Below are 18,458 nucleotides of genomic sequence, written 5' to 3'. Positions count from 1 at the left end.
GGCCGGCAAGCCCAAGATCGTCGCAACCGTCGCAACTATGCGCAAGCTGCTCACCATCCTCAATGCCATCATCAGGGACGGACGACCATGGCAAAACGCTTGACAAATAAGACAGTCGCTCTCCCCGCCGGGGAGAAGAGGGAGATGACCAAGTCTCGATCCGACCTCAACCCTCTCCTAAACAGCAAGAAACGGACACCCATCTGATTTGATCACCCGCGTCGGTTTGAAGCGGCTCGGCAGGCCGCAGCGTCGATTGTTTCTATATCCTAGCCGCTGGCGAAGGCGTATGGCTGAACAATCCACACCAGCATCCCGGTTGCCCGTGCCCCGCTTCACCCCGATGATCCTTGCGGTCGCCCTGTTCATGGAACAGATGGATTCGACCGTCATAGCCACCAGCCTGCCGGCGATCGCGGCCGATATCGGCACCTCGCCGATTGCGCTGAAGCTCGCCGTCACCAGCTATCTCGTGGCGCTGGCGATCTTCATCCCGATCAGCGGCTGGATGTCGGATCGGTTCGGCGCGCGTAACATCTTCCGTTTGGCGATCTTCGTTTTCATGATCGGCTCGGTCGCCTGCGCCTTTTCAAACTCGATCGCGGCCTTCGTCGTCGCGCGGCTGATCCAGGGCGCCGGCGGCTCGATGATGACGCCGGTCAGCCGCCTGCTGCTGGTCAGGGGAACGCCGCGCCACGAACTCGTCGATGCCATGGCCTGGCTGACCATTCCCGCGCTGATCGGCCCGATGATGGGCCCGCCGATCGGCGGTTTCCTCACCACCTATCTCAGCTGGCACTGGATCTTCTGGATCAACGTGCCGATCGGCGTGCTCGGCATCATCCTCGTCACGCGTTTCCTGCCGGCGGTCGGGCGGCGCAGCCCGCGGCCGATGGATTTTCCGGGCTTCTTCCTCTGCGGCATCGGCTTTTCCGGCTTCGTCTTCGGCCTGTCGGTGATCAGCCTGCCGGCCGTGCCCGTGATCTACGGGTATGTCACGGTGGCTATTGGCATCCTTGCCGGCCTCCTCTATCTCCTCCATGCCCGCCGCGCGCCCTATCCGCTTCTCGATCCGAAGATGTTCCGCTACCCGATGTTCCGAGCAGCGATCCTCGGCGCCTCGAATTTCCGCATGGGGCTCGGCGCTCTGCCTTTCCTGATGCCGCTGATGCTGCAGCTCGGCTTCGGCCTGACGCCGCTGCAATCAGGCTCGGTCACTTTCGTCAGCGCGCTCGGCTCCATGGGCTCGAAATTCGCCGCTTCGCGCACCTTCAATGCCTTCGGCTTCCGCACCGTGATATCGATCACCACCTTGCTGGCGGCGATCTTCCTCGGCATCAACGGCCTCTTTACCGTCGAAACGCCGCTGTATTTGATCATGGCCTGTCTGCTGATCGGCGGCCTGTTCCGCTCGATGGCCTTCTCGGGCGTCAACGCCATGGCCTTCGGCGATGTCGATGACGCCGACAGCAGCCAGGCAACCGCAATCAACGCCGTTGCCCAGCGGATCTCCATGGCCATGGGTGTGGCGATTGCCGGAGGCATCCTCGAAATTTCGAGCAGCTTCCACGGCGGCAGGCTGCTGGTATCGGATTTCCACATCGCCTTTTTCAGCGTCTCGGCGATTTCGGCGCTGGCCTGCATCACCTTCCTGCGCCTGCCGCGCGATGCCGGCGCCGAACTGACGACGCGCCGCCGCAAACGCCGCCAGCCCGAGCCCGAGCCCGAGCCCGAAGAGGCAATCGCGGAAAACAGCTGAGCAAGCCAAATCCCCGGCGGGCGCAATGGCGGATACGTGTGCTCCGGCATCCCTTTCCACTTTATGATTTATTCACACATCAAAGACACACTGCGTTTGCGCGTTTTGGGTTGCTATCAGACATGGGCATGAGTGCTCGTGATGTGACCGTCAGCGGCGATGCCCGTGTTGATACGCCGGTCGGGAACATCGCCGACCGAGCCGCAATTCCAGGCCCCGCGGAATGTTCCAATTTTTGAAAACGATGCCTCTGACAGCCAAGCTGGCGGCGATTATCGTTGCCGTCAATCTTTGCGGCATTTCCGCCTTCGCCACCTACACCTGGATGTACGAAACCAAGGCGTTAATCGACGGCGCCAAGGCAAACTGGTCCAAGGATGCGGAGCAGTTTGCGTCGCTGGCCGCGGGCGGCGTGAAATGGGGCAAGGCCAACGCCGTGCGTGAGGCCTATTCGCTTTACCGCGACGATCCATCACTCGATCTTGTGCAGTTTGCCGCCTTCAACGCCGAACCTTCGGCCGTCGATACCTGGACACGCGACGGCATCAGCGGCTTGCCCGCACCGGCCGATCTGGCAAAGAGCCTGAGCGCGAAGCCTGAGAAAACCACGATCGACGACAGCGGAATATCTGCCGGCGTTGTGACGATCATCGCGCCGCTTCCGTTGGATAAATCGGGCAAGGCGACCGGTTATGTCGTTACGAACTGGTCTGTCGAAAAAATCGCTGCCGAAGTCAGGCAGAAGGTTCTGATTTCGCTGCTGACGCAGTTCATGATCACCGCCATGGCCGTTGTCGCTTTCCTTCTCGCTATGCGCAGCCTCGTCGGCCGGCCGATCCGGATCATCAGCGAACGGATCAGCGCCTTGCAGAAAGGCGATCTGGCCTCTCCCGTCACCTACAGGGAAAATGGCGATGAGATCGGGTTCCTGGCACGTGCCTTGGAAGTCTTCCGTAACGAGGCAATTGCCAAGGTCGAGAGAGAGCAAGCCGCTGCCGAGCAGAGCGCCTCGTTCGATGTCGAACGGGCACGCAACGCATCGTTGACGGAAGAGGCCAACAACGCTCAGCGGCTGGTCATGAACGCGCTCGCCAATGAATTGGAAAAGCTTGCCGCCGGTGACTTCTCGATACACATGGCCGATCTCGGCCCCGAATTCGATAAACTGCGGCAGGATTTCAACCGCATGGTCGAAGCGGTCGCGGCAGCACTGACCGAGATCAAGACCGCTTCCGTTGCGGTTGAAGGTGGGTCAAGCGAAATAGCCTTCTCCGCCGATCAGCTCGCCAAGCGAACCGAGCAACAGGCCGCAGCCTTGGAACAGACCGCCGCCGCACTGGATGAGGTGACCACCACGGTCAGAGCATCGTCGCAACGGGCCGAAAATGCCGGGAAGCTTGTCGAGGAGACAAAGCGCAGCGCTCATGTCTCAGCGACCGTGGTTCGTGACGCGATCGGAGCGATGGACCGGATTCAGACCTCGTCGAGCCAGATCGGCCGGATCATCGGCGTCATCGATGAAATCGCCTTCCAGACGAACCTGCTGGCGCTGAATGCCGGCGTCGAGGCGGCGCGCGCCGGCGAAGCCGGCAAAGGGTTTGCGGTCGTGGCGCAGGAAGTGCGGGAACTCGCCCAACGGTCTGCCAATGCGGCAAAGGAAATCAAGAACCTCATCAATGTCTCCGGTCAGGAGGTTGCAGCAGGCGTCGGGCTGGTGAATGAAACCGGCGATGCCCTGTTGAAGATCGAGGAGCAGATCAACCGCATCAGCGACAGTATCGCTTCCATCGTTCAGTCCTATCGCGAACAGGCGACGGGTCTGCAGGAAATCAACGGCGCGATCAACCAGATGGATCAGGCGACACAGCAGAACGCGGCGATGGTCGAGGAAACCAACGCGGCCTGCCAGGAGCTGCTGACCCAGGGACGCCTTCTGCAGGACTCAGCCGGCAGGTTCACTGTTGGCACCTCTGCCGCCAGCCCGCCCAAAACCGCTCAGCCGAGCATTCGTCAATCTCGCCCCGAGCTCAGGGCCCCCGAGCCCAGGGCCTTTGTGCAGCGGCACGCAGGAAATGCCGCCGTCGCCGCTGCTCCCGGTGCCTGGGAAGAGTTCTGACCTCACCTTCGTTCAATGCGCTTTTATTCCACAGCATCCCATAATCAGGAAGGGAACAGTTATGAAGAAAGTCGTCTCCGCATTTCTTTTGGCCTGCACCGCAATTGCAGCGTCGACCGGCGTATCCATGGCGCTGGATGCGAAGCTCGCCCCGATCTCCGACTACGTGACGAGTGACGTAAAGCCCTGGCTGAACGATCCGGTCGTCATCGAGGCTATCAAGGCGCAGAACGCCGCAAACGCCAGTTTGGGCCAGGGCGATATCGACGCCCTCGACAAGAAGTGGCGCGCCGAGGTCGATGGCTCAGACCATTCGATGATCGACGGCGTGCTCGGCAATGCGCTGTCAAAATTCCTTCAGGAGAAGAAGGCTGCTTCAAACGGCAAGATTGCCGAGGTCTTCGTCATGGATGCAAAGGGGCTGAATGTCGGTCAAAGCGATCCCACGTCGGATTACTGGCAGGGTGACGAGGGCAAGTTCCAGAAGTCCTTCGGAGCCGGCAAGGACGCTGTTTTCGTCGACGATATCGAAAAGGACGAATCGACCCAGGCACTGCAGTCGCAGGCAAGCGTCACGATTTCCGACGACAAGGGAACGCCGATCGGCGCCATCACCGTCGGCGTGAACGTTGACGCCCTATGATCTCGGGATCTGCATTTAATTTGTCACCGTAATCCAGACCCAACATCGCCCAGCAGCATGCGCTGTTGGGCGATTGTTTAAGCCTCCTGCAGCGGCAATTGTGCCACAGCTGAGCGCCCGGCTTTTGCGCCGCAAATTCTGCGTGACAACGCACGGCCGCGACGCTACATACGCCTTATGTCGACCACTTCGATCTACGCCTCGCGATTTTATTGGTACCGCTGCTCCCAGCGGACGCGGGTCCATGCGTAACTGAAATCGACGCAACGACAACCCGAACAGCCGCTAGTCTACCTGGCGGCTTTTTTTGTTCCGCACGGTATGACCAAACAGGAGCCTTGCCGTGTCTGATACCATTGATGATCTGCGAATCCTCGAGATCACCCCACTGACCAAACCCGCCGATATCATCGCCGAAATCCACCGCAATGCCGCCGTCACGGCAACCGTGACCAGCAATCGTGATGCGATCCATAAGATTCTACATGGCGACGACGATCGCCTGATTGTCGTGATCGGCCCCTGCTCGATCCACGACCCCATTGCCGCCCGGGAATATGCCGCGCGGCTGGAGGAGCAGCGACGGCGCTTCACCGGCGATCTCGAGATCGTCATGCGCGTCTATTTCGAAAAACCCCGCACCACCGTCGGCTGGAAGGGCCTGATCAACGACCCGCATCTCGACGGCAGCTACCGCATCGAGGAAGGGCTGAGGATCGCCAGACGACTGTTGCTCGATATCAATGCGACAGGGCTTCCCGCCGGCGTCGAATTCCTCGACACGATCACGCCGCAATACATTGCCGACCTAGTCAGCTGGGGCGCGATCGGCGCGCGCACGACCGAAAGCCAGATCCACCGGCAGCTTGCCTCCGGCCTTTCCTGTCCGATCGGTTTCAAGAACGGCACCGACGGCGGCGCACGTGTGGCGCTCGACGCCATCCTTGCCGCTTCGCAGCCGCATCACTTCCCTGCCGTCACCAAGGACGGACAGGCTGGCATCGCCTCGACGACCGGCAATGAGGACTGCCACATCATTCTGCGCGGCGGCAAACAGCCGAACTACGAAGCGACCGATGTCGAAGCGGTCACGGCCGAGGCCGTCAAGCTCGGCCTGACCCCGCGCATCCTCATCGACGCCAGCCATGCCAATAGCGGCAAGGATCCGATGAACCAGCCGCGCGTCGTCAGATCCGTGGCCGCGCAGATCGCCGCCGGAAACCGCCACATCAAGGGCATGATGATCGAGAGCAACCTCGTCGCCGGCCGCCAGGATCTCGTTCCCGGCAAGCCGCTGGTCTACGGCCAGTCCATCACCGATGGCTGCATCGACTGGGATATGTCGGTGACGACGCTGGAAGACCTGGCGCAATCCGCCCGCGTCCGGCGCAAGGCCGCTGTTTAAGCTTCCGGAAAATAACGCACATAGGCGAACTCTTCGCCATCAGGAGACCAGCAGGGCACGTTGATCGTGCCCTGCCCGCCGAAGAGCTCGAACAGCGTCTTCAGATTGCCGCCATCCATGTCCATCAACCGCAGCCGCACGTCGAGATCCCGTGGGTGATCGAATACCGAGGGGTCGTAGGACAGGATCAACACCTTGTCATTCTTAGGCGACGGATGGGCGAACCAGTTGCCCTGATTGTCCGAGGTCACCTGCTCCAGCCCGGTGCCGTCGGGATGGATGCGCCAGATCTGCATCAGCCCGGTGCGGCTGGAGTTGAAGTAGATCCATTGCCCGTCGGCGGAATAATCCGGTCCGTCATTGCGGCCCTCGCCATGCGTCAGTCGCGTCTCGGCGCCGCCTTCGACCGAGATCGTATAGATGTCGAAGAGGTCGTCGCGGATGCCGCAATAGGCGAGTTCGCGGCCATCAGGCGACCAGCCGTGCCAGTAGGACGGCGCGTTCTGGGTGACGAGCCGCGGCGCGCCGCCCCCGATCGGCAGGACATAGATCGTCGACTTGCCGAATTCGGTCTTGTCGGAAATGACGATCTCAGTGCCGTCGGGCGAGATGCCGTGATCATTGTTGCAGTTGACGGCAAAGCCGGTATCGAGCTTGGTGACTTCACCGCGACCGAGCGGCAGCCGGTAGAGCCGCCCGTCGCCGTTCAGCAGCAGGTAGGAACCGTCAGGCGAGAAGTTCGGAGCCTCCACCAGTCTGTCCGTCTGCCAGACTTCGCGAGCCCTGCCCGTCCTGACATTATAGATCTCGACCGAGCTGCGCATGCTTCCTCCCCCGCATTTCTATAACAACTGCGCCAGCGATCTCGATCGCGCTAGCGATCCCGGAACCGGTTGGTGATGGGATACCGCCGGTCGCGTCCGAAATTCTTCTTGGTGATCTTCACGCCCGGCGCCGATTGCCGGCGCTTATATTCGGCGAGATAGAGCAGGTGCTCGATGCGATGGACGGTCGCCACGTCATGGCCGCGCGCGACGATCTCCTCGACCGCCATCTCCTTCTCCACCAGGCATTCGAGAATATCGTCGAGGGCGGGATAAGGCGGCAGCGAATCCTGGTCCTTCTGGTCGGGACGCAGTTCGGCCGAGGGCGCCTTGTCGATGATATTTTTCGGGATCACCTCGCCTGACGGCCCCAGCGCACCCGGCGGCACATTCTCGTTGCGCCAGCGGGCCAACGCATAGACCTGCATCTTGTAGAGGTCCTTGATCGGATTGAAGCCGCCGTTCATGTCGCCGTAGAGCGTGGCGTAACCGACCGACATTTCCGACTTGTTGCCCGTCGTCACCACCATTGAGCCGAACTTGTTGGAGATCGCCATCAGGATGACGCCGCGCGCCCGGCTCTGCAGGTTTTCCTCGGTGATACCACTGTTCGTTCCCGCGAAGAGATCAGACAGCGCGCTGCTGAAGCCCGTCACCGGTTGCTCGATCGGCACGATGTCGTAGCGGCAGCCGAGCGCCTTGGCGCAATCGGCCGCATCCTTCAAAGAATCTTCCGATGTGTAGCGGTAGGGCAGCATGACGGTGCGCACCCGCTCCTCGCCCAGCGCATCGACGGCGATTGCCGTGCAGATCGCCGAGTCGATGCCGCCGGAAAGGCCGAGCACCACCGTCTTGAAGCCGTTCTTGTTGACGTAGTCGCGAAAGCCGAGCAGGCAGGCGCGGTAGTCGGCTTCCTCGCCTTCGGGAATATGGGCCATCGGTCCTTCGGCGCAGTGCCAGCCAGACCCACCGCGCTTCCACGTCGTCACCGCCAGCGCCGTCTCGAACTGGCTCATCTGGAAGGCGAGCGATTTGTCGGCATTGAAAGCGAAGCTGGCGCCGTCGAAGACCAGTTCGTCCTGGCCGCCGAGTTGTGCGGCATAGACCAGCGGCAGACCGGTCTCGATCACCTGCTTCAGCACCACCTGATGGCGGATATCGACCTTGCCGCGATAATAGGGCGAGCCGTTCGGCGACAGTAGAATCTCGGCCCCGCTTTCGGCCAACGTCTCACAGACGCCAAGATCGCCCCAGATGTCTTCGCAGATCGGAATGCCGATGCGCACGCCGCGGAAATTCACCGGACCCGGCATGGAGCCCTGGTCGAAGACACGCTTCTCGTCGAATTCGCCATAGTTTGGCAGATCGATCTTGTCGCGCACCGCAATCACCTTGCCGCCGTCGAGCACGGCGACGGAATTATAGCGCCCCGTTTCGTCCTGCCGGGGAAAACCGATGACGACACCCGGCCCGCCATCGGCGGTATCGGCAGCCAGGCTCTCCACCGCTTTCCAGCAGGCGCGAATGAAGGCCGGCTTCAATACCAGATCTTCAGGCGGATAACCGGAAATGAAAAGTTCGGTCAGGACGAGCAGATGCGCGCCTTCCCGAGCCGCATCGGCGCGCGCTTCGCGTGCCTTGGCGAGATTGCCGGCGACATCGCCGACTGTCGGATTGAGCTGACCGATGGCGATGCGGAAGATATCAGAAAGAGCGTTTTCCTGTGTCATGTCATTTATTTAGCCTGCACCTTCCGGGACCGCAACATGTCCGCAGCAAAAGCCGCACCTTGCTGTGACGAAATTTTTGTGAACGGACGCGCCGCGACCTCGCGGCATAGACACGCATTGCAATTTGCCGGCGGACCGGAATACTGGCGCGCAAATCAACAGCGTCGATAACGGGCACCGGAAACAGGCCATGTCTAATCTTTCGAACTTCATGCACCATCATTTCGACAAGCCGGCCGACGAACTCGGCGATATCGAAAAACGCGTGCTGGCGAAGGCGCACGAGCGCAAGGTCATCTCGACCGATGTCAACGCCGCTCTTTCCGCCGAGGCCTCGTTCGGCGAGCGCATCGCCGACAGCATCGCCCGCATCGGCGGTTCCTGGTCGTTCATCATCGCCTTCTTCGTTTTCCTCCTCGCCTGGACGGTGATCAACACCATCATTCTGGTGAGCGGTGCCTTCGACCCCTATCCCTTCGTCTTCCTGAACCTGATCCTGTCGATGCTCGCCGCCATCCAGGCGCCGATCATCATGATGTCGCAGAACCGCCAGGCCGAGCGCGACCGCTTCGAGGCCGCCAAAGACTACGAAGTCAATCTCAAGGCCGAACTCGAAGTGCTCTCCCTGCACCAGAAGATCGATATGCGCGTGCTGACCGAATTGACGGCGTTGCGCGAGGACGTGGCGCGTCTCACCGCCGAGCTTTCCGCTAAGGGTTAATGCATGTCGCCCGGAAGTGCAGCGGTTCCGGGACAACGACATGCATAAAACAAAGGGCTAAAGTGCGTCGCATGCATCAAATGTGATGCGACGCGCTTTAGACAGGGTTCACCGCATATTGCGGCAGGCCATCCGATATCTCGTAGAAATCGCCCTTGTCGGCGCAATAAATGTGATGGCCGAAGGCCAGGCCGCTCGGCTCGTCGAAGGACCCGGCCAAAACCGAAATCTCCAGCGATTGGTCGCCCTGCCAGAACAGCGCGGAGCCGCAAGTCGAACAGAACCCGCGCTGCGCTTGTTCGCTCGACCGGTACCAGCGGACCGCTTCCGTGTCTTCCACCGAAAGAGCCGCCCGCGGCACGTTGACGGCCGCATAGTAAAACCCCGTCTGCCGGCGGCATTGCGAGCAATGACAGCCAACAACAGGTCCGGGCTTCGCCGCAATTGAAAATCGCACGGCGCCGCAAAGACAGCCGCCTGTATGTCGTTCAGTCATGGTCATCCCCTGTTCCTAAGAGACGTTGCCGCCGATCTTGTCCGGCGTCAAATCCGGTTTTCTGAATGAGCCATCAGGAATCTTGAAAGCCGCCTGGCCTTGTGCGCTCTCGGCTGACGCGTTACCGCTGTTGCATCTCGACAACATCCGCCAACCTCATCCCGTCCCGGCATTGAATCGGCCGCTATTGTCCGCGATACTCAAGGTCAAATTTCATTTAATCCCCGGGAGACTGACATGAGAACGACCCTGTCCAAACAGAAAGGAAACATGGCCCACAAGGACATTCTGCCTCATGAACATTCGGTTCTCCCGCGCGAGGAAAAGCTCGCGACGCCATAACGGCTTCCCCAAATTTTTCCAGAACGATCCCGCCGACCCCGGCCGACGCTGGTCGCGCATGCGAAAATTCGTTTCCTACTATCGCCCGCACCTGCCTTTGCTGCTGGCGGATCTGTTGTGCGCCATGCTCGTCGCCGGCACGGCGCTCGCCCTGCCGCTCTGCGCCAATGTCGTCACCAGCCGGCTTCTGGTTCTGCCCGATGCCCCGCAGGCCTTCGCTCAAATCCTCGGCATGGGCGGCGTCATGCTGGCCGTTCTGGCGGTCCAGATCGCCGCGATCTTCTTCGTCGATTATCGCGGCCATGTGATGGGGGCTCGCATTGAGGCGACGGTCCGGCAGGAACTCTTCGAGCACTGCCAGAAACTCTCGTTCAGCTTCTACGACCGCCAGCGCACCGGCCAGCTGATGAGCCGCATCACCAATGACAGCCTGTGGCTGGGCGAACTCTTTCACCACGGTCCCGAGGATCTTTCCATCGCCCTGCTGAAATTTGGCGGCGCCATGCTGGTGCTGTTCTACATCGATCCGCCATTGGCAGGCCTCATCCTGCTGCTCACCCCTGTGGCGTTGGTTTATGCGCTGTATTTCAACCGGCGCATGAACCGCGCGCTCGAAGCCAGCAAGCACCAGATCGCCGCGGTTAACGAGCGCGTCGAGGATGCTCTGGCCGGCATCCGTGTCGTCCAGTCCTTCGCCAACGAGGCGCTGGAACGGGAGCGTTTCGCCGAGCAGAACCGACGCTTCCTTGAAAGCCGCGCCGACGGCTACCGCAGCGAGGCGTGGTTTTCGGTCGGCACCGAAACCTTCGCCCAGCTCGTCACCATATTGGTGATCATCGTCGGCGGCCTGCGTATCCTGGCAGCGGAACTGACCGTCCCGGATATGCTCACCTTCCTGCTTTGCGTTGCCGTGCTGGTCGATCCGGTGCAGCGGCTGGCCAATTTCGTGCGCCTCTGGCAGGAGGGCTACACCGGCTTCATCAGAGCCATGGAGATCCTGGAGATCGATCCCGATATCATCGACCGGCCGGCCGCTCATCCGATGCCGGCGCCAAGGGGCGAGATCAGTTTCTCCGACGTCGCCTTCGGCTACGAGGCCGATGGCCCGCGCGTGCTCGAGCGGCTGTCGCTCACCATCGCTCCCGGGGAGTTCGTTGCCCTGGTCGGTCCTTCCGGGGTCGGCAAGAGCACGCTTTGTGCGCTGATACCACGCTTCTACGATGTTGAGGCCGGGGCGATCCGCATCGATGGCACCGATATCCGCGACGTGACGCTGGCCTCGCTGCGGCGCCATGTGGGCGTGGTGCAGCAGGACGTCTATCTTTTTGCCGGCACCGTGGCGGAAAACCTGCGCTATGGCAGGCCCGGCGCCGGCGATGCCGAGCTGGAGGCAGCCGCCCGCGCCGCCAACGCGCACGATTTCATCATGGCCCTGCCCCAGGGTTATGACACCGATATCGGCCAGCGCGGCGTCAAACTCTCGGGCGGCCAGCGTCAGCGCATCACCATCGCCCGGGCCTTCCTCAAGAATCCGGAGATCCTGATCTTCGACGAAGCAACCAGCGCGCTCGACAACGAAAGCGAACGGGCGGTGCAGCAGGCGTTGCTCAGCCTGGCAAATGGCCGAACCACCCTGGTCATCGCCCATCGTCTCTCGACCGTCCGCCATGCCGACAGAATCCTGGTGCTGACGGCCGACGGCATCGTCGAACAGGGCACCCATGACGCGCTCATGGCGAAAGACGGCGTCTACGCCAACTTGCATAGCGTTCAGGCCAGCATCTGATCGCCTGCTCCATCCTGAGACAAAAAAACCCGGCATCAAGCCGGGTTTTTCCGCATCCGTCTGGGGCTGCTATCAGCCGTTGACGACCATGCGCTTCTCGTCGCGACCGCCCTTCATGCGCTCGGCAAGCAGGAAGGCCAGCTCCAGCGCCTGGTCGGAGTTGAGGCGCGGGTCGCAATGCGTGTGGTAGCGATCCTGCAGGTCGTCGGCGGTAACGGCGCGGGCGCCGCCGGTGCATTCCGTCACGTCCTTGCCGGTCATCTCGATATGGATGCCGCCTGGATGCGTGCCTTCGGCGCGGTGGATCTGGAAGAAGCTTTCGACTTCCGACAGGATCCGCTCGAAGGGACGGGTCTTGTAGTTGTTGAGCGTGATCGTGTTGCCGTGCATCGGGTCGCAGGACCAGACAACCTTGCGGCCTTCACGCTCGACGGCACGAATAAGGCGCGGCAGGTTCTCTGCGACCTTGTCGTGGCCGAAGCGGCAGATCAGTGTCAGGCGCCCGGCTTCGTTGGCCGGGTTCAAGATGTCGATCAGCTGCAGCAGATCGTCGGCCTGCAGCGACGGGCCGCATTTCAGGCCGATCGGGTTCTTGATGCCGCGGCAATATTCGACATGCGCATGATCGACCTGGCGCGTGCGGTCGCCGATCCAGATCATGTGGCCTGAGGTGGCATACCAGTCGCCCGAAGTGGAATCGACGCGGGTCAACGCCTCTTCGTAGCCGAGCAGCAGCGCCTCATGGCTGGTGAAGAAATCGGTTTCCCGCAATGCCGGCTGGTTTTCCGAGGTGATGCCGATCGCCTTCATGAAATCCATGGTTTCGCTGATGCGGTCGGCCAGCTTGCGGTAGCGCTCGCCTTGCGGGCTGTCCTTGACGAAGCCCAGCATCCACTGGTGCACGTTTTCGAGATTGGCGTAACCGCCCATCGCGAAGGCGCGCAGAAGGTTCAGCGTCGCGGCCGACTGCCGGTAGGCCATCGCCTGACGTTCCGGGTTCGGAATGCGCGACTCCTCGGTGAACTCGATGCCGTTGATGATGTCGCCGCGATAAGCCGGCAGCGTCACGTCGCCCTGCTTCTCGACATTCGACGAACGCGGCTTGGCGAACTGGCCGGCGATGCGACCGACTTTAACGACCGGCAGCTGCGCGCCAAAAGTCAGCACGACCGCCATCTGCAGGAAGGCGCGGAAAAAGTCGCGGATATTGTCGGCGCCGTGTTCGGCGAAGCTCTCGGCACAGTCGCCGCCCTGCAGCAGGAAGCCATTGCCTTCGGCGACATTGGCAAGGTGCTTCTTCAGACGGCGCGCTTCGCCGGCGAAGACGAGGGGCGGATAGCTGGCGAGCTGAGCTTCCGTTGCAGCCAAAGCGGCTGCGTCGGGATAATCGGGAACCTGCAGGATCGGTTTTTGCCGCCAACTGCTCGGGGTCCAGTTCTCTGCCATCTCACTCACCTCACTCACACCCATCCCTGGGATGCCCGTATCTTTGATTGCGGCGGCTTATAGACCTTTAGATCGGGCTTGCAAAGACCAATCGCCCAAAGCTCGAATGCCGTACCGGCGCCATCGGGCAGAGCTCGCATATAGGTGGCAGAAATCTCGGATTCCATCGTTAAACCGGCATATACCATGTCAATTTCCCGATATTTTAGACTTCCAATGTAGAACCACGGATGATTTCAACATTGGGGACATGGCATGGCGATCCTTCCGCTCAGCTTCATATCGGATCGTTCGGGCAATTTCGGCATCATGACGGCGTTGCTGATGGTGCCGCTCCTCGGTACGGCAGGCATGGCGGTGGATTTCGGCCACGCGCTCAGCCTGAGGACGCAGCTTTACGCGGCAGCCGATGCCGCCGCCGTCGGCTCGATCGCCGAAAAATCCGGCGCAGTCGCAGCCGCCATGACGATGAGCGGCAACGGCACGATCTCGCTCGGCAAGACCGATGCCCGCAGCATCTTCATGTCTCAGATGTCCGGGGAGCTGGCCGACGTTCAGGTCGATCTCGGCATCGACGTCACCAAAGCCGCCAACAAACTGAACTCGCAAGTCTCTTTCAGCGCGACCGTGCCGACGACCTTTATGCGTGTTCTGGGGAAGGATTCGATCACAATCTCGGGCACGGCGACGGCCGAATATCAGACCGCCTCCTTCATGGATTTCTACATCCTGCTCGACAACACTCCTTCGATGGGCGTCGGCGCCACCGCGACCGACGTGGCGACGATGGAAAAGAACACCAGCGATACCTGCGCCTTCGCCTGCCACGAAACCCAGAACAACAACAACTACTACAATCTCGCCAAAAAGCTCGGCGTCAGCATGCGCATCGACGTCGTGCGCCAGGCGACCAAGGAGCTGACGCTGACCGCGAAGTCCACGCGTGTTTCCGATAATCAGTTCCGCATGGGCGTCTATACCTTCGGCACCAAGGCTGAGGATGCCAATCTGACCACTATATCCGACCCGACGGACGATCTCGATAAAGTACGCAGCTATACCGACGCCGTCGATCTGATGACCATCCCGTATCAGGGTTATAACAACGACCAGCAGACGAGCTTCGACAGCGCGCTGACACAGATGAAAACCATCATCACCACCCCCGGCGACGGCGGCACCGCTACCACCCCGCAGAAGATCCTGTTCTTCGTCTCGGACGGCGTCGGCGACAGTGCAAAACCGAAAGGCTGCACCAAGAAACTGACCGGCGACCGCTGCCAGGAGCCGATCGATACTTCTTTCTGCCAACCGCTGAAGGACAAGGGCATCAGGATCGCGGTGCTCTACACCACTTATCTGCCGCTGCCGAAAAACAACTGGTACAATACGTGGATCAAGCCCTTCCAGAGCGAAATCCCGACGAAAATGCAGGCATGCGCCTCGCCCGGCCTCTATTTCGAGGTGACGCCGACCGACGGTATCGCCGATGCGATGAAGGCGCTCTTCCTCAAGGTCATACGCGCGCCGCGCATCACCAGCTGAGGATACCGCTGCTTAGATTCTTTTGCCGTCTCGGATCCGGTAGCTTGGCGCATACATGGTGACCAGCTCCTCGGCCGCTGTCGGATGCAGCGCCATCGTCCGGTCGAAATCGTCCTTGGTGCAGCCGGCCTTCAGCGTGATGCCGAGCAGCTGCGCCATCTCGCCGGCATCGTGGCCGAGAATATGGGCGCCCACCACCTTGCCGCTCGCGGCATCGACGATCAGCTTCATGATCATCCGCTCGGCCCGCCCGGAAAGCGTCGCCTTCAGCGGCCGGAATTGGGCGCGGTAGACTTCGAGCTCGCAGTAACGCTTGCCCGCCTCCTCTTCCGAGAGCCCGACGGTGCCGATCTCCGGCTGCGAGAAGACGGCGGTCGGGATCAGCTCGTAATCCGGCCGGGTTGGATTGTTCTTGTATTCGGTCTCGATGAAGCACATCGCCTCGTGGATCGCTGCCGGCGTCAGCTGTACCCGATTGGTGACATCGCCGAGCGCATAAATGTTTTCGACATTGGTGCGGGAATAATCGTCGACGATAATGGCGCCACGCTCATCGACGGCGACGCCCGCAGCCTCGAGGCCGAGACCTTCGGTGTTCGGATCGCGCCCGAGCGCCAGCATGACAACGCCGGCCTGCAGCGTGCCGCTGTTCAGCGTTTCCAGAACGAGGCCGTCATCGCCCTTCGAAACCTTTTGCAGCGTGTCGTGGCAAAGGATGCGGATGCCCTTGGCGACCATCGCCTCGTGCAGCCCGCGCCGCAGATCCTCGTCGAAGCGCGACAGGATCTCGGCGCCGCGATAGATCAGCGTCGTCTCGACGCCGAGGCCATGAAAGATATTGGCGAACTCGACGGCGATATAGCCACCGCCTGATATCACGATCGATTTCGGCAGCTCTTCGAGATGAAAAGCCTCGTTGGAGGAAATGCATAATTCGTGGCCGGGAAGGGCTGCATGCGGGTTCGGCCGTCCGCCGGTGGCGATCACGATCGTCTTTGCCGTCACCGTCTGACCCGTCTTCGTGAGCCGCACAGTATGAGCATCGACGAGTTCGGCGCGCGTTTCGAGGATCTCGGCATTGGCGCCTGCGAGCCCCTTCTTGTAGAGGCCTTCCAGCCGGGCGATCTCGGCATCCTTGGCGGCTACTAGCTTCTTCCAGTCGAAGCTGCTTTCGCCGACCGTCCAGCCGAAACCCGCCGCATCCTCGAAATGCTCGTGGAACTGCGAGGCATAGACGAAAAGCTTCTTCGGCACGCAACCGCGGATGACGCAGGTGCCGCCATAGCGGTACTCTTCGGCGATCGCCACCTTTTTGCCGAGCGAGGCGGCGACACGCGCACCGCGCACGCCTCCGGAACCACCGCCGATGACGAAGAGGTCGTAGTCGTAGGAAGACATGAGGAGCTCCGGAAGGGAATCGCAGGAAGGATGTTGCTGATATAGGGGCGATCGCCCTGAAAACAAAAGCCCGCTCCTGCATCATCCCGTACGCATCGCCGAATCTTCCCGGCAAACGGTTGACCCGGTCGCCTGAGGCTGGCAGGGCAATCCAGGGATAGAAAACGATGCCGGAGCAAAAGATGGATCAAACTCTCTTCGCCAATCTGTGCAAGGCTGGCAAATTCAAGGAAGCGCTCGGCCTCGCGACTGAGGGTCACGAGGACGAAAAATATACGCCGAGCCGCTTCTCGATCGACAAGAAGACGAGACTGCCGATCTTCTATCGCGGCAACAAGCGCGTGGAACCGGATGAGGAAGGTGTGTGGCAACTTGCAAAGAACCCGAACCCCTGATGCATGTCACCAGGAGGTGTGCAGCGGTCCCAGGAAACGACATGCATAAAAGCGAAGAGCTAGCTTCCCCGCATGTTCGATGCATAGTGATTGCTGCTGTCAGCGGGTGATCCCGAAATCCGTCGGCATTTTCTCAAGCTGGGCTGCTTCCGTCTCGACGCCCGCAACCGACGACCCCGCAGGCCCGCGGCTGAAACGTTCGATCATTATCGAGATGGCGGTATCGGGTCCTGCGATCAAAGCGACGACGGCCCCGTCCCTTTCATTGCGAACCCAGCCCGTCAAACCGAGCCGTACCGCCTCATTGCGCGTCCACATGCGAAAGCCGACACCCTGGACCTTGCCTGATATCCGCACTCGGACAGCGTTGTAACGATCGGGTATATCTGCAGTCACCTGAAGCCTCGCCGGCGGCATTTGCCGCATCATAACAAAAAAGCCCGGACGATGCCGGGCTTTCGCAATTTGATGGTGGAGGCCTTACTGCTGGGTAGCCGGAGCGGGAGCGGGAGCGGGAGCGGCAGCCGGAGCAGCCGGGCTTTCGGTTGCCGGCGGCGGCGCCTTGATGACCTTGGAAAGCTCGGTATTGCTCTGCTTTTCCAGGTCGCGGGAAATGCCCTGCGCCCAGATGTCGGCAGCCTTCGCCGTCTCGCGAGAGGCGACCGGGCCGTCGCGCAGCAGCTTCTTGCCGACGTCGGAATTATAGAAGTCGGCGATCGCCTTCAGTTCCGCGGCGGTGAAGGTCTTGGCATAGGTGAGTGCCGCCTCCTTCTCGAGATCGCCGCGGCGCGGCGCCAGCGCTAGCGCCTGCGCGTCGACCGTCGACGAAATGATGTCCTGGTAGTTTGGCGAATCCTGGATCAGGCCGGCCTTCAGGCGCTCGGCGAGACCGGGCAGGATGTTGTCGAACTGGGCAGTGGCGCCGATGGCGTCGATCGCGGCGCGAGACGCCTTCAGCTGGTCCTCGGAGACCTCCTGCGCCTTGACTGCGGAGCCGAAGGCAAGCCCGGAAAGAACGACGGTCGCAGCGGCGAGATGGCCAAGACCTGCAATGTTCATCATGAGTGTATGCTCCTGTTATCTGTTTGTCTGCAGTGTTCGCACACCCGCAGGACCGGCAATGATCGCAAGTGCCGCCATATTGATAAAGAGCCCGTGTTCGACGACGCCGGGTATGGAATTCAGCTCGCTCGAAAGCGCCTCTGCATCAGGAATGCGGCCAAAAGATGCATCGATAATGTGATGACCGCCATCCGTGGTAAACTCTCCGTCACCGGACTGGCGCAAAGCCAGTTCACCGGAAAGACCGAGCCGGGCCGCGACCTTCTCGATCGCGATCCGTGTCGAGACGAGCCCGAACGGATTGACTTCGATCGGCAGCGCGAAGGCGCCGAGCATATCGACCAGCTTGCTCTCGTCTGCAATGACGATCATTCGTTCGGAGGCGGCCGCGACGATCTTTTCGCGCAGCAGCGCACCGCCGCCGCCCTTGATCAGCCGGAGCCCAGCATCGAGTTCGTCGGCGCCATCGATCGTCAGATCGAGTGCCGGCAGCTCGTCCAGCGATTTCAGCGGCACACCGAGTTCGACGCAAAGCCGCGCCGTTCTTTCAGACGTAGGAACGCCTTCGACCCTGAAGCCGCCAGCGACCTTCTCGGCCAACAGGCGAACGAATTCTTCCGCCGTGCTGCCGGTGCCAATCCCGAGACGCATCCCGCTTTCGACATGGGCGAGTGCGGCCGCGGCGGCCTTGATCTTCATTTCGCGGGCATCCATGCGCCGCCAGCTCCAATTATTGCGTTGGATGTGCTGTTTACACGGCTCGCCTGGCAAACGAAAGTCAAAATCATCA

Annotated in this window: 17 protein-coding genes and 1 pseudogene; 9 read left to right on the top strand and 9 right to left on the bottom strand. The window is 61.1% G+C overall.

What is annotated here, in order from left to right; genetic code table 11:
• The 5 genes and pseudogenes from HJB89_RS29675 to HJB89_RS29655 all read left to right on the top strand — a co-directional run.
• Positions 1 to 103: pseudogene (locus HJB89_RS29675) on the top strand (IS110 family transposase); the annotation flags it as partial.
• A 240-nt stretch (positions 104 to 343) separates the two neighbouring features.
• Positions 344 to 1,759, top strand: a complete 1,416-nt coding sequence (locus HJB89_RS29670; RefSeq protein WP_409201836.1) for an MFS transporter — start codon at positions 344 to 346, stop codon at positions 1,757 to 1,759.
• A 223-nt stretch (positions 1,760 to 1,982) separates the two neighbouring features.
• Positions 1,983 to 3,875 (top strand): HAMP domain-containing methyl-accepting chemotaxis protein, encoded by a 1,893-nt coding sequence (locus tag HJB89_RS29665; RefSeq protein WP_221150885.1) that lies wholly within the window; start codon positions 1,983 to 1,985, stop codon positions 3,873 to 3,875.
• Positions 3,876 to 3,936: 61 nt separating this feature from the next.
• Positions 3,937 to 4,518, top strand: a complete 582-nt coding sequence (locus HJB89_RS29660; protein WP_207580687.1) for a hypothetical protein — start codon at positions 3,937 to 3,939, stop codon at positions 4,516 to 4,518.
• A 343-nt stretch (positions 4,519 to 4,861) separates the two neighbouring features.
• Positions 4,862 to 5,923: a 3-deoxy-7-phosphoheptulonate synthase gene (locus tag HJB89_RS29655; RefSeq protein WP_207580688.1), complete on the top strand. Its 1,062-nt coding sequence runs from the start codon at positions 4,862 to 4,864 to the stop codon at positions 5,921 to 5,923.
• Here HJB89_RS29655 and HJB89_RS29650 read toward each other — a convergent pair.
• Both HJB89_RS29650 and HJB89_RS29645 read right to left on the bottom strand, forming a co-directional pair.
• A complete protein-coding gene (locus tag HJB89_RS29650; RefSeq protein WP_221117121.1) occupies positions 5,920 to 6,747 on the bottom strand; it encodes a hypothetical protein in 828 nt (275 codons plus the stop codon). The genes HJB89_RS29655 and HJB89_RS29650 overlap by 4 nt on opposite strands.
• Before the next feature lie 50 nt (positions 6,748 to 6,797).
• A complete protein-coding gene (locus HJB89_RS29645; protein ID WP_207580690.1) occupies positions 6,798 to 8,477 on the bottom strand; it encodes an NAD+ synthase in 1,680 nt (559 codons plus the stop codon).
• Positions 8,478 to 8,667: 190 nt separating this feature from the next.
• On the opposite strand from HJB89_RS29645, the gene HJB89_RS29640 reads away from it, so the two are divergent.
• Complete coding sequence (locus HJB89_RS29640; RefSeq protein ID WP_207580691.1) at positions 8,668 to 9,198, top strand: DUF1003 domain-containing protein; 531 nt, start codon at positions 8,668 to 8,670, stop codon at positions 9,196 to 9,198.
• A 97-nt stretch (positions 9,199 to 9,295) separates the two neighbouring features.
• On the opposite strand, the gene HJB89_RS29635 is transcribed toward HJB89_RS29640, so the two are convergent.
• Entirely contained in the window at positions 9,296 to 9,694 is a 399-nt protein-coding gene (locus HJB89_RS29635; protein WP_207580692.1) for a GFA family protein, read from the bottom strand.
• A gap of 295 nt (positions 9,695 to 9,989) precedes the next feature.
• Between HJB89_RS29635 and HJB89_RS29630 the strand changes: the two genes are divergently transcribed.
• Positions 9,990 to 11,822: an ABC transporter ATP-binding protein gene (locus HJB89_RS29630; RefSeq protein WP_221150884.1), complete on the top strand. Its 1,833-nt coding sequence runs from the start codon at positions 9,990 to 9,992 to the stop codon at positions 11,820 to 11,822.
• Between the two features lie 72 nt (positions 11,823 to 11,894).
• Here the strand turns inward: HJB89_RS29630 and HJB89_RS29625 are convergent, their stop codons facing one another.
• Entirely contained in the window at positions 11,895 to 13,268 is a 1,374-nt protein-coding gene (locus tag HJB89_RS29625) for a class II 3-deoxy-7-phosphoheptulonate synthase (RefSeq protein WP_207580694.1), read from the bottom strand.
• A gap of 14 nt (positions 13,269 to 13,282) precedes the next feature.
• The gene (locus HJB89_RS29620; protein ID WP_246762666.1) at positions 13,283 to 13,456 is read right to left on the bottom strand and encodes a hypothetical protein; all 174 of its coding nucleotides are present in this window, start codon (positions 13,454 to 13,456) and stop codon (positions 13,283 to 13,285) included.
• Between the two features lie 67 nt (positions 13,457 to 13,523).
• On the opposite strand from HJB89_RS29620, the gene HJB89_RS29615 reads away from it, so the two are divergent.
• Positions 13,524 to 14,813: a vWA domain-containing protein gene (locus HJB89_RS29615; protein WP_207580695.1), complete on the top strand. Its 1,290-nt coding sequence runs from the start codon at positions 13,524 to 13,526 to the stop codon at positions 14,811 to 14,813.
• Between the two features lie 12 nt (positions 14,814 to 14,825).
• On the opposite strand, the gene gor is transcribed toward HJB89_RS29615, so the two are convergent.
• Positions 14,826 to 16,211 carry a glutathione-disulfide reductase gene (gene gor, locus HJB89_RS29610; RefSeq protein WP_221142329.1) on the bottom strand — a complete coding sequence of 462 codons (1,386 nt, stop codon included), beginning with the start codon at positions 16,209 to 16,211 and terminating at the stop codon, positions 14,826 to 14,828.
• Between the two features lie 182 nt (positions 16,212 to 16,393).
• On the opposite strand from gor, the gene HJB89_RS29605 reads away from it, so the two are divergent.
• Entirely contained in the window at positions 16,394 to 16,606 is a 213-nt protein-coding gene (locus HJB89_RS29605; protein WP_246762667.1) for a hypothetical protein, read from the top strand.
• A 99-nt stretch (positions 16,607 to 16,705) separates the two neighbouring features.
• On the opposite strand, the gene HJB89_RS29600 is transcribed toward HJB89_RS29605, so the two are convergent.
• From HJB89_RS29600 to rpiA, 3 genes are all read right to left on the bottom strand, one after another.
• Positions 16,706 to 17,023: an acylphosphatase gene (locus HJB89_RS29600; RefSeq protein WP_221132912.1), complete on the bottom strand. Its 318-nt coding sequence runs from the start codon at positions 17,021 to 17,023 to the stop codon at positions 16,706 to 16,708.
• A gap of 63 nt (positions 17,024 to 17,086) precedes the next feature.
• Complete coding sequence (locus HJB89_RS29595) at positions 17,087 to 17,668, bottom strand: DUF2059 domain-containing protein (protein WP_221150883.1); 582 nt, start codon at positions 17,666 to 17,668, stop codon at positions 17,087 to 17,089.
• A 15-nt stretch (positions 17,669 to 17,683) separates the two neighbouring features.
• Positions 17,684 to 18,382, bottom strand: coding sequence for a ribose-5-phosphate isomerase RpiA (rpiA, locus tag HJB89_RS29590; protein WP_164015129.1), 699 nt, complete (start codon positions 18,380 to 18,382; stop codon positions 17,684 to 17,686).
• Positions 18,383 to 18,458: the final 76 nt, after the last annotated feature.

Origin of the sequence: Rhizobium sp. NZLR8 (assembly GCF_019685025.1) — a bacterium.
Lineage (GTDB): Bacteria > Pseudomonadota > Alphaproteobacteria > Rhizobiales > Rhizobiaceae > Rhizobium.
The sequence above is the reverse complement of the archived record's forward strand: the minus strand, read 5'-3'. Positions and strand labels throughout refer to the sequence as shown.

Bases quoted from the DNA above. Each gene is read 5' to 3' on its own strand.
- HJB89_RS29670 (WP_409201836.1), top strand. From the start codon at position 344: ATGATCCTTGCGGTCGCCCTGTTCATGGAACAGATGGATTCGACCGTC.
- HJB89_RS29665 (WP_221150885.1), top strand. From the start codon at position 1,983: ATGTTCCAATTTTTGAAAACGATGCCTCTGACAGCCAAGCTGGCGGCG.
- HJB89_RS29660 (WP_207580687.1), top strand. From the start codon at position 3,937: ATGAAGAAAGTCGTCTCCGCATTTCTTTTGGCCTGCACCGCAATTGCA.
- HJB89_RS29650 (WP_221117121.1), bottom strand. From the start codon at position 6,747: ATGCGCAGCTCGGTCGAGATCTATAATGTCAGGACGGGCAGGGCTCGC.
- HJB89_RS29645 (WP_207580690.1), bottom strand. From the start codon at position 8,477: ATGACACAGGAAAACGCTCTTTCTGATATCTTCCGCATCGCCATCGGT.
- HJB89_RS29640 (WP_207580691.1), top strand. From the start codon at position 8,668: ATGTCTAATCTTTCGAACTTCATGCACCATCATTTCGACAAGCCGGCC.
- HJB89_RS29635 (WP_207580692.1), bottom strand. From the start codon at position 9,694: ATGACTGAACGACATACAGGCGGCTGTCTTTGCGGCGCCGTGCGATTT.
- HJB89_RS29630 (WP_221150884.1), top strand. From the start codon at position 9,990: ATGAACATTCGGTTCTCCCGCGCGAGGAAAAGCTCGCGACGCCATAAC.
- HJB89_RS29625 (WP_207580694.1), bottom strand. From the start codon at position 13,268: ATGGCAGAGAACTGGACCCCGAGCAGTTGGCGGCAAAAACCGATCCTG.
- HJB89_RS29620 (WP_246762666.1), bottom strand. From the start codon at position 13,456: ATGGTATATGCCGGTTTAACGATGGAATCCGAGATTTCTGCCACCTAT.
- HJB89_RS29615 (WP_207580695.1), top strand. From the start codon at position 13,524: ATGGCGATCCTTCCGCTCAGCTTCATATCGGATCGTTCGGGCAATTTC.
- gor (WP_221142329.1), bottom strand. From the start codon at position 16,211: ATGTCTTCCTACGACTACGACCTCTTCGTCATCGGCGGTGGTTCCGGA.
- HJB89_RS29605 (WP_246762667.1), top strand. From the start codon at position 16,394: ATGGATCAAACTCTCTTCGCCAATCTGTGCAAGGCTGGCAAATTCAAG.
- HJB89_RS29600 (WP_221132912.1), bottom strand. From the start codon at position 17,023: ATGCCGCCGGCGAGGCTTCAGGTGACTGCAGATATACCCGATCGTTAC.
- HJB89_RS29595 (WP_221150883.1), bottom strand. From the start codon at position 17,668: ATGATGAACATTGCAGGTCTTGGCCATCTCGCCGCTGCGACCGTCGTT.
- rpiA (WP_164015129.1), bottom strand. From the start codon at position 18,382: ATGGATGCCCGCGAAATGAAGATCAAGGCCGCCGCGGCCGCACTCGCC.